Below are 11,777 nucleotides of genomic sequence, written 5' to 3'. Positions count from 1 at the left end.
CTCTGCTGCTAGCTAATTCGGTTTTCTCACGATCAATGTCAGTCTGCCTCGGGGATCGTTGAAATGCGGCGGTTCGCCGCCTTCATAGATCGGGAATTCGAGATCGCCGATCTTGTCGAAGGTCTTAATGGTTGGTCCGCAGAGCAATATTTCACCGTCCAGCTTGCCGGCCAGCTCGCCAAGCGCCTGCGGGGTGAAGAACAATGTATGGGGCTCGTGTTTGTAGCTGTAGTGCTTCCAGCCAAGCCCTCCAGGAGGCACTTCGACATAAAGCACTCCGCCGGGGTTGAGCGTTCCCATAAGCATTCGCAGACGCTCACGCACATCTGAATACTGGAAGTGTTCGAGGCTGTGCGAGAGCAAGACGACGTCGTATCGATGGTTCGATGCACTCTCCCACCCGACTGTGGTGGCGCCGATATGATCGAGGAATTTCTTCGAATATTCATCATGTTCGAGCGCGAACTTCTTTTTCGCTTCTGCTGCGCGCAGAGCGTAGCCGGGTCCCGCACCGACATCGAGCATGGCGCCGATGTCCGGCACGAATTCCCTTATCCTTCCGATCTGATGGCGCGCTCTGCCGATGTAGCGCGCGAGATTTCTTGGCGGGTTTCCTGAATCCATTCTCTCAAAATAGACTTCCGGATCCAGCTCGCGGTCGCCGCGGTTCTGCAGGGCATATTCTTCCCGATAATAGTCTTCGAGCGGAAAAGAGGTTTCTGGCACCATGCCGAAACCGCACTTCTCGCACCAGACGATGATCTGCCGCGCGAAACGTTCGCTGGACGCGAACGGATATGCGGAAACGTGCGAGACTTGGGTATCGCAACACACGCAGGAGATCCCCTCGACCTGCCGCAAATCCCAAAAAGCCAGGGGCTCGTTGCGCAGGTCATCGGCAAATTTTCGGTGCCGCTTGAGTGCAGCCGCACGACGGTCGCATTCCTCCGGTTCGCAGGCTCGGGTCATTCAGTCTCACCTGCCGGCCTTACGGCGTGAGAGGACAAAAGCAGATATTCGCATATCTCGCGTACCGCTCCATCGCCGCCGGGAGCCCTCAACACGATATCCGCGACGCCGAGCGCCTCCGCTCGCGCGTCCGACGGTGCAACTGAAAGCCCGACGGCCTCCATACAGGCCACATCGTTTACATCGTTGCCGACAAAACAGATTTGGTCGAGTGCCAACGCCTGCGTTTTCGCCCATTCCCGGAGCGTTCCCAGTTTGTCGTTTTCGCCGTGGATCACGGGAACCCCAAGCTTTTCCGCACGGCGTGCAACGACGCTGTTCGTTTCCTTGGAAAGGATCAGGATTGGCATGCCCGCCTTGCGAAGCCGCTCTACACCCATGCCGTCGCTGCGCGAACACAGTACAGCCTCTTTCCCGGTCTGGTCGACGATGACCCGATCATCGGTGTGAACGCCGTCAAAATCGGTAACGAGAGCCGCAATATCTCTACCAAGGTCTGTGTGCGGGCGTTTGCGAAGCTGTGCGGCGATTGCGCGCACAACCTTAAGGTCGTCGGGCGTATCGATCTCAGGCCCCGGTGCATCGGTTTGCACCAATGCCGGATCCCCGCAGAAGCGCGTGCCGGCCGCACGAAACGCGGCAACGTCCATCGCGTAGGCCGCGCCTGTCTCGCGATACTGTGGCGCGAGGTCTTGACGGCGTTTGCGAGGTGTCCGGTGATCGTGATTGACACCGATACCCAACCCATTCTCATCCCGCATCCAGAGAAAGCCGTGATCTTCGGTAACGGTCAGCGCACAAGCCACACCGTCTTGATCGAGCGCGGTCACAAGCGCGTCAAGCTCCTCGGACTGCGTAAAGGGCGACGTACACTGGATCATTACTACGCGCTCCGGCTCGAGCGCCTGGACCTCCGGTCGATCAAGCGCATCGAGGAGCGCGGATTCGGACGAAGCGGTATCCCCGGCGATTTCCGCCGGCCGTTCGATGGCACCTGCGCCGTAGTTTCGCGCACAGACGAGGATATCTGCATCGTCACTGGACACGAACACATGATCGATCCGCGCGGCGGCTTGCGCGGCCTCGATCGCGCGCGCCACGAGGGGCAATCCACCCACCTTGGCCAGATTTTTCCCCGGAATACCCTTCGAGCCGCCGCGGGCTGGAATAACCGCGACCGTAACACCCATTGTCAGGCAGCTTCGCTAGCGCTGTCCTGCCATTTGAGCTTGTCGCGTTGGACCTGTTCGACCGGCAGGATATCCTCGCTCTTGAAGGTCAGGGCCTGTTCGACATGGTTGAGATCGCGAACAAGACGCCGCAGCCCATCGGGCTCAAGGCTGGCAGCATGGTCGGTGCCCTTCCAGGTGCGATCAAGCGTGAAATGGCGTTCAACATATTCCACGCCGAGCGCCAGCGCCGCGACATCGGCAGCAATACCGAGATGGTGCCCGGAGAATCCGATCGCCTTGACGCGGTCGCCATAACGCTCCCGCAGCGTTTCGATCTCGCGCAAACAGATATCTTCGAAGGCGACCGGATAGCCGGACGTGCACGAGTAAAGGACCAGGTCCTTGGCCCGGTCGAACTTCTCGTAGAAATCGACGATTTCGGCGATTTCCTCGCGGGTCGTCATTCCGGTCGAAACGTGGATTTCACCGTCATAGTTACGACATAGCCATTCCTGCAGCGACCAGTGCAGGTTGGTCGCCGACGGGATTTTCAACAGCCGAGGATTGAGCGCCGCCATCTGTTTCGCCGAGGTAAGATCCCAAACGGACGTCGAATATTCGATCCGTTCCGAACGGCAATGGTCAAGCAGCTCCTGATGCTGGTCGGGCGTGAATTCCAGCGCCTCGCGATGCGCTCCATAGGTATCGCCGTACGAGTTCGCCGGTACGGGATGCGGTGCGTCATACTGCTCGGGCGGCAACAGCTCGACATTGTTGCGCTTTTGGAACTTCGCGACGTCCGCCTTGCAGACCCGCGCCGCGACGGAAATCAGCTCCTTGGCCGTCTCCATGTCACCTTTGTGATTGCAGCCGATTTCCGCGATAATCTGGACCATTACGCAATTCCTTCGAATGAAACGTGAAATTCGGGCCCAGCCAATGCAGGCTGTCGATGCCCGGACCAAGCCCCTATAATGAAGCACTTTAGTGGTGGCAAACGCGGAATGCCAGGAACAACAACTCAACTCGATATGCCTACCGCGCACCGAATAGCGAGTTTGACTATGTCGTGTTTTGCCATATGCACCCGCGCGATCCGTCCATCCAACCCTTGAGGACTAGATTTATGAAGCCGAACCTTCACCGTGACCGTTGTCATGTGGATCGTTTTCTAGACGTGGATAATTGGCCGGAATATCCGCGATCCAATGTGTGAGGATGTGTGCTAGTGCCAATTTCACAGCAACCTGCCCGAGCGGGAACAGAGTCAAACGGATTGGGCGAAAAGGGGAGCTCTGTCGTCGTTGATTTTTTCATCGTTGGCGCGATGAAATCTGGAACATCGTCTCTGCGAGACTTGCTGAAGTCCCATCCTTCAATCGACATTTACCGAGGCGAAATTCATTATTTCGATAACGACAAGTTATATGATCGCGGCAATGACTGGTACCATGCCCACTTTACAGGATCCGGGCCGGATATCCTGTACGGCGACAAGAGTCCGTCCTACAGCTTGGACAAGCGGGCCGCGGGCAGAATTCAGCGGTATAATCCCGATGCCAAAATCGTTTGGATCCTGAGGAACCCCGTCAAGCGCACAATTTCCAACTATTTTCATGGCTTGAAGCGTAAACCAGACTCGTTGGGCATTGAGCAAGCTATCGAAAGGGCCGACGAGCTTGAGGCTGTTAACAGCCCCCAAGCGTATATCTACCGGTCGCAATACGAGAAGCATCTCGGTCGCTACCTCGAAACGTTCGGTGCCGAACAAAATTTCATTCTCATTCTGGAAGAGGTGTTGAAAGACCCGTTGACGCATATGGAGTCGCTTCTCGCGTGGCTCGATGCACCGCCTCTCGGTGTGGCAGAGTTTCCTCACAGCAATGTTGGCAAGAAACAGATACGGCAATCCGTCGATATATCGGCCGGCTTAGAGGACCGACTGTACAATATTCTCGAACCGACGATCTTGGCGGTCGAGGCACTTCTGGGTCGGGAAATCGCAGCATGGCGACCTTAAGCGCAGGCGATATGAAGACTGGCGAAGACGATCGACCCACTCGCGTTGTTGAACGCATAATTCCAGACGCGTTCGAACTGCATCGGTCTGACAGAAACGAAGCCAAACGCCTGCTGATCGTTTTTTCGGCGGCGAACGCAAAGAGTTTCACATTCTACCGGAACACGATCCGTATGCGCCCCGACATCCTCTACGTCAGGGAGCCCGCGGGAAACCAGTGGTATCAACATGGCCTGCGAGAATCGGAAACGCTGCCCGACATGTGCAAGGAGATTGCCGAGATTTCCGGCCGGTATGAGGAGGTTTACACGCTTGGTTCGTCCATGGGCGGCTATGCGGCTCTATATGTGGGCGCGGTCCTGAAAGCCAAAAGCGTGCTTGCTATTGCTCCGCAGATCATAGTGGATCCTCGATTTAGCAGAGGCCCTACAAGAAAAACTAACATCCTTACCAAGAATATAGCGCCGTTCCTGAAGTCATCAAAAAGCCGATTCAATATTGCTTACGGCAATTTTGACGTCATCGATGTATATAACATGGATGCGCTTCATAAGCACGTAGAGGGAATGTCGAATTTTCGGATAATAGAATATGATTCATTAGATCACATGTTCCCAAAAGAGATCGATATCGACTGCACGTTGGAAAAATTCTTCAGAGGATTGCTGTTTCGCGATGAGATAGCCACTAATGGGCTTCCATATTCTATCGGTTTATCTGTATCAAAAGAGAGAATAGAAATTGTCAATCGATATGTGAATTATACACTTAAATCCGATTTTCGCGGCTGCTTCGACTATCTAAGCTCGGTCTTGGATGGCCATAGCGACTGGGCACCCGCGAAGTTTATGACCGTTGAGATGGGCCAGAAAATTGGGCTCGAGGCCTCGGAACTCGTCGATTGGGCAATCGAGATCGCCGATCGACATCCAAGAATTATCGATTACAATTATGCCGCCGCTGAACTACTGGCACAAATCGGCAAGCCGAAAACTGCACAAAATTATCTTGACCGGACCTTTAAGGTTCGGAGCAATTATGCCCGCGGCAAAAGACTTTGGCGCGAGCTCAATAAAAAATGATCATGAACGGCATTTTCTATCGCATGTTGAATATAAATCTCAAATTTCGATTTATGAAATAACAGATGTAACATCATGAACATTTATAATCTCCAGAAAGACTAAATCATGCGTGTGTCGAATTGCTTTTTTTGATATGCATCGATTGATGAAGACAAGTCAGTGAGAAGATACGTCAAGTCCGAGATCGTGAACGACCTTCGCACGAATGGTTTTGCGGTGTTGGACGGCTATATCTCGCACAAGCGGTGCGATCGGATTCGCGAGACCATCGAAGAGTTCCTAAGAAACGAAGCTGCGTCCGTTGTGGGTTCGGAAGAGACCGACAAAAGGATCTTCGCTGCCGAATATCTATCGGAAGAAATTCGGGAGTTTAAGAAAGACGCCCTGCTGGAGCAGGTCGCCCGTGATTACACCGGTATCGATACCCGCACTTTGATGGTGATGGCGAACCTTGTTGAACCGAGACCTGGCGTGCCGATAGCGTCTGGTGGTCTGCCGCACCGAGACAGTCGTGCCACCCAATTCAAGGCCATGTGCTATTTGACTGACGTCGAGCCGGAAAACGGTCCGTTCAGCATTTTGGCACGTAGCTCAACTGAGAACGAAGAATATCTGGCAGATGCAAACGCGGTAGGGTTCGACTATTCCGGCAAAAGATGGGTCACCGACATCGCGGATCCCTTTTTCGAACGCGTGAAAAAAGACGTATATCTTGCCACGGCTCCGCGCGGTACGGTGATCGTGTTCGATTCGAGTCTTATCCACGCAGGGACCACGATCGAGGCCGGTCAGCGCGTCGCAATGACCAGCTATTATTATGAATATAGCGAAGGCGTGGAACGTTGGGCGGGGGAGAAATGGACGACGTCAGCCGGGCCAATCGCATTTTCTGCCTAGCAAATCCTTGCTTTATTCAAACCCTTGATGTCTGACCGATCGGGTCAGCCATATCTTTGATTCGAGGTAAGCAATCGTGAACCGGTGCATCATGACGGTAGTGAGCGAGCCGTTTGTCTACGGCGCGATCGCGACGTTCAAGAGCTTTCTTCACCATCACCCGGACTTTTCCGACCCGATCGTCGTCCTTTGGAGTCCTCTTAACGCCAGTCTCTCGCCTCGAGCCAAAGAGATGATGGTCCGGGAGATCCCAATCATCGAATTCAAGCAAGTCAACGATTGGCATTATGAGCCGATTTTTGATTTCGCCGAGAATGTCGTCAATACACCCCGGCGGTTGCGGGCGGCGTTTTACATTCTCGAGGCATTTCGATCGGACTATGACCATATCGTCACGCTGGACAGCGATATGCTGGTGCTTGGCAGGCTCGATCCGTTATTCGAATGCGAGGCTCCTTTTGCGGCCGTGCGCGCCTGGGACTATGATCGCGACAAGCCGCTTAGCTATTTCAATACCGGCACGATGGTGATTCGGCGCGATCAGCCCGCCAGTCTCACGTTCGAAAATATATTGAACGCTATCGCGCCGGTGTCACAGGTAGACGATAGCCACGGAAAGGCCGACCAAGCCGTGCTCAACGTCGCCCTGCGGGACGTTCCGCTACATTATCTGAGCCCGCGCTTCAATTTCAGCAAGCGGGCCTTGGATACCGAATCGCCAAACCCGATCGAGCAGCTACGCGAGCAGGACGCGCGCATTCTTCACTATCTTGGCGAGAAGCCGTGGAATCCGAAGATCAAGAAGCGCGAAATATCCTATAACGAGATCGAAAAAATCTGGTGGAGCGAAGTCTTCAGGTTGTTCGATCGCGACACGCTTGCCGAATTGCAGAACTACTATCTCAACGCCGCTTACGTTGCCAAGCAGATTGCGATGCAGCCTGAATTCCAAGCGAAGTTGACGATTGCGCGTCAACGGCAAATGGAATCGGAATTCGTCGACGCAATCTGGGAAAATAGCCTTTAGGGTTCGAACATGATGAAAGATATGAAGATAAAGAGCCTCAAAAAAGAACTTGCGGCAGGGACGGCACAGCTTCAAAAGTTGGAGGCGGCGCTCGACGCCGTGCTCGCCGAAAAAGCGGAACTGGAATCGCAAGGCGCGGACCTGGAAGCGCAAAACGCACGACTGCGCGCAATGGTGCTGCTCGCGCTCGGCGAGCCGGCAACTAAGGCCAAGGAGCCCGTAAGCCGATCCGAACTGATCGAAAATTTGAGCGACGACGTTGCCGGCACTGCGCTAGCCCTCGCAGGAGCAATGCGCCCCCTGCTCGCCGACCGAACGGCTGCGACGGTGCTCAACGCCTCGATCCGATATTCCAGCAATCTGTCCTTGAGCGGGCTGCGTCTGGAACAAGAAGTGGGCGATGCACCTCCAAATGACATCGACCGTCCGGTTCCGATCGGCGAATATCTGTTTCAGGAGTATGCAAGATTTTCGCCGGTCGAAAATGACAGACACCGCGCGATCCTGATCCGGCCGGCTGCCAAGCTAAAGTCGCGGCCACCGTTTCGTTCGATAGAACTGTCGTTCATTGCCAGGCTCGGCGGATATCGCGGCCTTGCCGTACAATATAGAGACGGGAGCGAGGATCCTTTCAACACACTCGCGCTGAGCAGCGCCCCCTGGGGTAGCGCGCTTTCTCAACGGTATGGCGTGCGTGCGCCGATTTGCGAGTTCGCCGACTTAGGTGAGGATTGGGGCTGGTTACGCCTGTCGCTGCCGCTTCGCGGAAGTGGCTTTCCGGACCTCGCGCTCGTACCGCTCATGACCGAAAAATATGAAGGCCAAGTTGCAACGCCTGTCGATGATCGGTTGAGCATCGAGATTGGAGAGATTGCGCTGGACATAAACGGCGAGGATGGGCCGCAGCTCGGTTCTGAAGGCAACGGCTCCACAGCCAGCACTCCGTTCGATACGAACGCGAATTTCCAGTCCCTGGCATTCAGCAGCAACCGGGACCTTAGCCCCTCACGCCGTTTGAAGAATATCACGCCCGGCGACGCGATGCCGGCGCGGCCGGTACGCAAGGGTCGGTTGCTAAGCAGCAATCAGGCCGAGAAAATGCGGGAGCGGCGCGAGCGGCAAATTGCCGATTTTCAGGCGGATGGCGAAGCAAGCCGCATCGAGGCTCTGCGCGACAAGCATATCGGCGAACGCGCCTTCATCATCGGTAACGGGCCGTCGCTGACATCGCAGGATCTCTCTTTGCTTAAGGACGAGATCACTTTTGCCGCGAACTGGTTCGTGAATCACGACGAATTCGATGCCGTACAGCCCACCTATTACACGATCGCATCGCACGAAATGTTCGGCGGTTGGGATGAGCCTTCGCCCGAGCTCAATCCCGATTTTCTGGCAAAACTAACCGCACACCAACACCGACCCGAGATGTTTTTCAGCCACCGCTTCCGCGACCACATTACAGCAAATGATACGCTGGCCAGTTACGACTCCCGCTATCTCATCTTCGACCAGCCGAAATTCATGGCGGACGAGGTTGGCGGCGTTCAGTATGATCTCGGATTGCCGATGAACGACGCTTACACGGTCTTGCTCACATTTTGCGTCCCGTTGGCCGTGCATATGGGCATTACACAAATCTATATGGTCGGATGCGATTGCGACTACGGGGTAACGTCTCCCGAGGACACGGGGCCGCGCAAATATTTTTATGCGCCGTCCGACCACAAAACCAGCTCCACCAAGGCCTCGAGCATATTCAGGATTTGGGCTGACGGCGGACCGATCTTCCAAGTCTATCGCAAAATCTTCCGCCAGTTGTCGGAACATGAAATCGGCTTTTTCAACGCGACCGCGGGCGGGCGATTGAACGTCCTTCCACGCGTTACGTTCGAAGGGCTATTCTGAACCGGTTTCCGTTTCCGCGTCGCCTTGCCGGGCTTGCAGTTTTGCGTCGCAAAGCTCGACGATTCTTCGATGCATGCTCGAACCTGGGGTGGCAGCGAGGCACGCCTCACTGATCGCCTTTGCCTCTTCGTAGCGCTCCGCCTCCACCAGGCACCGCGCCGCATGTATGGGCTTGATCTCGACTATCCCGTTCCGGGCATTCGCGCCGAAGGAGAATTCTCCGCTGAAGTGCTTTGTCGGTACGCCAAGCAGCACATAGTCGCGAGGGGTGCGCGCCATCGCGGCCAAGCGCGAATCCTGCATGACGTTCTCGACGAACTCCTCGCTCAGCTGGTCTGCCAGGCGGACGCTCCTTAAAAACTGGAACAGCTCATACTTCACTTTTTCGGGAAGATGCGAGAACCACAGGTGACTGAGATCCTTATAGGCCTCGTTAAGCCCGGCGAGCGACTGCCAAGGCTTGTGCCCGACATAATGGAGGACGGCGATCTCCTTGAGATCAAATGCGGCGGGAAATTCGCGATGAACCCGCTTCAACGTATTGAAACGGCGCGGCAGTCTCTCCCAATCAGGAAAGTATTGATTGAGAAAGCCCTGATCACCGCCGTCATACGATCCCAACGAGGAGATCCGCGACACCATGTCAGAGAACACGGATTTGGAAGGTCGGCAAACGAACACGCCCGAATTGAAAATCGAGCCACTCGCCTTCAGACCAAAATCAGGCGCGGCCGCGAAATCACTCCGATCGAATAGCTCGTCGACCGACGACAAAACCAGGGCATCGGCGTCGAGGAACACCGCCGTGTCGAGAAAATCCAGATTGAATATGTTCAGCTTCGAGAATGTCTGCGCGAACCGGCGCTGATTGCCTTCGAGGTCGAACGGATTTTCGACCTCTTCGACGAAGAATATCCGGACATTGTCACACCCCGAAAGCAAAGAGGTGTCCGTGCCCGGCGGTACCATCACGATCAACGGATAATCGGATACCTTGCTCAGCGAACTCGCGAGCGCGGCGACGCCGAACATGAATTTGGTGTCGGCAAAGGTCACGAAAGCGCAGCGCCGTTCCTCGCCGCCGACCTGCCTGACCTTCCACAGCAATTCCGACGGCTTCGAATCGAGTTCGTCGAATGAGCGCGGCGGTTTCGGTTTGAAGAGCCCGGTAGCTTCGGCGCTTCTATCGAGCGCGGGCAAAGCGGAATATCGGTCGGAAAGCGGGTTGTCCGGCCCAAGATTGTAGAACTCCACGCCCTCGGCCGTATCGAAGATAATCTCGAGCGCTCGCAAATCGACAGCCAGGTCGTGCTTGCTCTCATAGCCGGGGCTGTAATCCTTCGCCTGCAACCAGCTTCTTGCGGTATCGGGCACATCGAACGCATAGCGGCGATCGGTCGATTGATAGAAATCGATACCCGCCGTGTAGATGCGTTTGAAACCCAGCGCCACCGCCGTGGCGATCATCTGCACGCCCTGGGTGGGTAATGGCCGCATCATCATCAGATGCGCGAGTTCCGGGATGTGACCGATCAGCCGCCAGTGATTGAAAAGGGGGATGTCGACCAGCGCGTATGAGTCCGTGCTGTCGGTGCCGCGGTCTTCGATCTCGGTCGGCGAAAACCGACTTTTGACCTCATACCCTCCGGTGCCCACGGCTTCCTTGAGGCCCCTCATCAGCCCTTCATTGAAGATCGACCAGAAAAATGCGTCGACTGTCGTGCCCAACCGATAATGGTCCTCGAGAAAAAACCAGTTGCAGCGGAATATGTAGGCGTCTGCTGGTATAGCGTCATAGTCCAACGACAGCAGTGAGGGACCGTTTCCCACGATCAAAACCGGTCTCGACGTATCGAAGCCCGTCGAATTCAAGACATCCCGAACATAAGGCCTTGCGCCATCACTCATTACGGATGATCACCTTTCAAGGCTTTCCTCGCAAAAGAGCGGGGTAAAACCCTATTTTCTCATGAGATTGAAAGTCGCGTAATTGGCGACGGACGACACGTCGGAAACATATAGCACTTCGAATTCACATTTCGAGCATAGCCCCCAGAACTCGTCAATAGCATAGGAATTCGCGCGAATGTGTTTCTCCTCATACTCACTGATATCCCGGATCCCCCGATATTTCTCATTGCCATTATCAAAACGGATCTGAATAAAACCGATCGCACCGCTCCGGCTCGCTTTAGCAATCGTGCGTAGAGCCTCTTCGCCATAGCTTTTCGACGGGAAATGCTGAAAAACCGCCGTACTCAGGAAGGCGTTGACCGGCCGATCAATCGCATCGATCACCGTTGCCGGACTTCCGGCAAGCAAGATCGGCGAGAAGCCGGTGAAATTTCGGCCATCCGCGATCCGCTGACATTCAGCGAGATTCTTGTTCGAAATATCGATGCCGTAATAGCGCGAGGCAAGCCGGCTTAAGGCAAACAGGTTCGCCCCTCCGCCGGGACCCCATTCGAGAAAGGACTTGGGGCTCGTCCAAGTCTGAGGCCCCTTGCGCAAGTAGTTGAGTATCGCATTAAACCTAGAAATCGACTTTCTGCCAATGCTCTGCCATAGCTTGTCGTCAGCCCAGCGCCCATGACCGCGCCAATGCGATTGATCCCGGCGATACTCCTCATCGTCATGGTTTTCCCATACTTTGCGAATTGCCCGTTGCGTCACATCCTTACTCAATGATCCATCCTGACAGT

10 protein-coding genes are annotated in these 11,777 nt (G+C 55.1%); 5 read left to right on the top strand and 5 right to left on the bottom strand.

What is annotated here, in order from left to right:
- Positions 1-12: 12 nt before the first annotated feature.
- Genes ACTS1Z_RS01550 through ACTS1Z_RS01540 form a run of 3 tightly spaced genes read right to left on the bottom strand, consistent with a single transcriptional unit; the run spans position 13 to position 3,037 of the window.
- A complete protein-coding gene (locus ACTS1Z_RS01550; protein ID WP_442622673.1) occupies positions 13-969 on the bottom strand; it encodes a class I SAM-dependent methyltransferase in 957 nt (318 codons plus the stop codon).
- Positions 966-2,159 carry a cytidylyltransferase domain-containing protein gene (locus ACTS1Z_RS01545; protein WP_442622672.1) on the bottom strand — a complete coding sequence of 398 codons (1,194 nt, stop codon included), beginning with the start codon at positions 2,157-2,159 and terminating at the stop codon, positions 966-968. Before ACTS1Z_RS01545 ends, ACTS1Z_RS01550 begins: the two co-directional genes overlap by 4 nt.
- Positions 2,160-2,161: 2 nt before the next feature.
- Positions 2,162-3,037 carry an N-acetylneuraminate synthase family protein gene (locus ACTS1Z_RS01540; protein ID WP_442622671.1) on the bottom strand — a complete coding sequence of 292 codons (876 nt, stop codon included), beginning with the start codon at positions 3,035-3,037 and terminating at the stop codon, positions 2,162-2,164.
- A 332-nt stretch (positions 3,038-3,369) separates the two neighbouring features.
- On the opposite strand from ACTS1Z_RS01540, the gene ACTS1Z_RS01535 reads away from it, so the two are divergent.
- The 5 genes from ACTS1Z_RS01535 (at position 3,370) to ACTS1Z_RS01515 (ending at position 9,075) form a co-directional block, all read left to right on the top strand.
- Complete coding sequence (locus tag ACTS1Z_RS01535) at positions 3,370-4,161, top strand: sulfotransferase family protein (RefSeq protein ID WP_442622670.1); 792 nt, start codon at positions 3,370-3,372, stop codon at positions 4,159-4,161.
- Positions 4,149-5,243: a hypothetical protein gene (locus ACTS1Z_RS01530; RefSeq protein ID WP_442622669.1), complete on the top strand. Its 1,095-nt coding sequence runs from the start codon at positions 4,149-4,151 to the stop codon at positions 5,241-5,243. The genes ACTS1Z_RS01535 and ACTS1Z_RS01530 overlap by 13 nt, the downstream gene beginning before the upstream one ends.
- A gap of 162 nt (positions 5,244-5,405) precedes the next feature.
- Positions 5,406-6,143, top strand: a complete 738-nt coding sequence (locus ACTS1Z_RS01525; protein WP_442622668.1) for a phytanoyl-CoA dioxygenase family protein — start codon at positions 5,406-5,408, stop codon at positions 6,141-6,143.
- A gap of 91 nt (positions 6,144-6,234) precedes the next feature.
- On the top strand, positions 6,235-7,170 hold the full coding sequence (locus ACTS1Z_RS01520) for a glycosyltransferase (protein WP_442622667.1): 936 nt from the start codon (positions 6,235-6,237) through the stop codon (positions 7,168-7,170).
- 9 nt (positions 7,171-7,179) lie between these two features.
- Complete coding sequence (locus ACTS1Z_RS01515) at positions 7,180-9,075, top strand: hypothetical protein (RefSeq protein WP_442622666.1); 1,896 nt, start codon at positions 7,180-7,182, stop codon at positions 9,073-9,075.
- Here the strand turns inward: ACTS1Z_RS01515 and ACTS1Z_RS01510 are convergent.
- Both ACTS1Z_RS01510 and ACTS1Z_RS01505 read right to left on the bottom strand, forming a co-directional pair.
- Positions 9,067-10,983 (bottom strand): alpha-2,3-sialyltransferase, encoded by a 1,917-nt coding sequence (locus ACTS1Z_RS01510; protein ID WP_442622665.1) that lies wholly within the window; start codon positions 10,981-10,983, stop codon positions 9,067-9,069. The two genes, ACTS1Z_RS01515 and ACTS1Z_RS01510, sit on opposite strands and share 9 nt — an antisense overlap.
- A 51-nt stretch (positions 10,984-11,034) precedes the next feature.
- The gene (locus tag ACTS1Z_RS01505) at positions 11,035-11,760 is read right to left on the bottom strand and encodes a class I SAM-dependent methyltransferase (RefSeq protein WP_442622664.1); all 726 of its coding nucleotides are present in this window, start codon (positions 11,758-11,760) and stop codon (positions 11,035-11,037) included.
- Between the last annotated feature and the right edge of the window lie 17 nt (positions 11,761-11,777).

It is taken from the genome of Parasphingopyxis sp. (assembly GCF_052168295.1).
Lineage (GTDB): Bacteria > Pseudomonadota > Alphaproteobacteria > Sphingomonadales > Sphingomonadaceae > Parasphingopyxis.
This window is presented reverse-complemented; position numbering and strand designations above follow the sequence as displayed.

Bases quoted from the DNA above. Each gene is read 5' to 3' on its own strand.
- ACTS1Z_RS01520 (WP_442622667.1), top strand. From the start codon at position 6,235: ATGACGGTAGTGAGCGAGCCGTTTGTCTACGGCGCGATCGCGACGTTC.
- ACTS1Z_RS01510 (WP_442622665.1), bottom strand. From the start codon at position 10,983: ATGAGTGATGGCGCAAGGCCTTATGTTCGGGATGTCTTGAATTCGACG.
- ACTS1Z_RS01515 (WP_442622666.1), top strand. From the start codon at position 7,180: ATGATGAAAGATATGAAGATAAAGAGCCTCAAAAAAGAACTTGCGGCA.
- ACTS1Z_RS01545 (WP_442622672.1), bottom strand. From the start codon at position 2,159: ATGGGTGTTACGGTCGCGGTTATTCCAGCCCGCGGCGGCTCGAAGGGT.
- ACTS1Z_RS01530 (WP_442622669.1), top strand. From the start codon at position 4,149: ATGGCGACCTTAAGCGCAGGCGATATGAAGACTGGCGAAGACGATCGA.
- ACTS1Z_RS01540 (WP_442622671.1), bottom strand. From the start codon at position 3,037: ATGGTCCAGATTATCGCGGAAATCGGCTGCAATCACAAAGGTGACATG.
- ACTS1Z_RS01550 (WP_442622673.1), bottom strand. From the start codon at position 969: ATGACCCGAGCCTGCGAACCGGAGGAATGCGACCGTCGTGCGGCTGCA.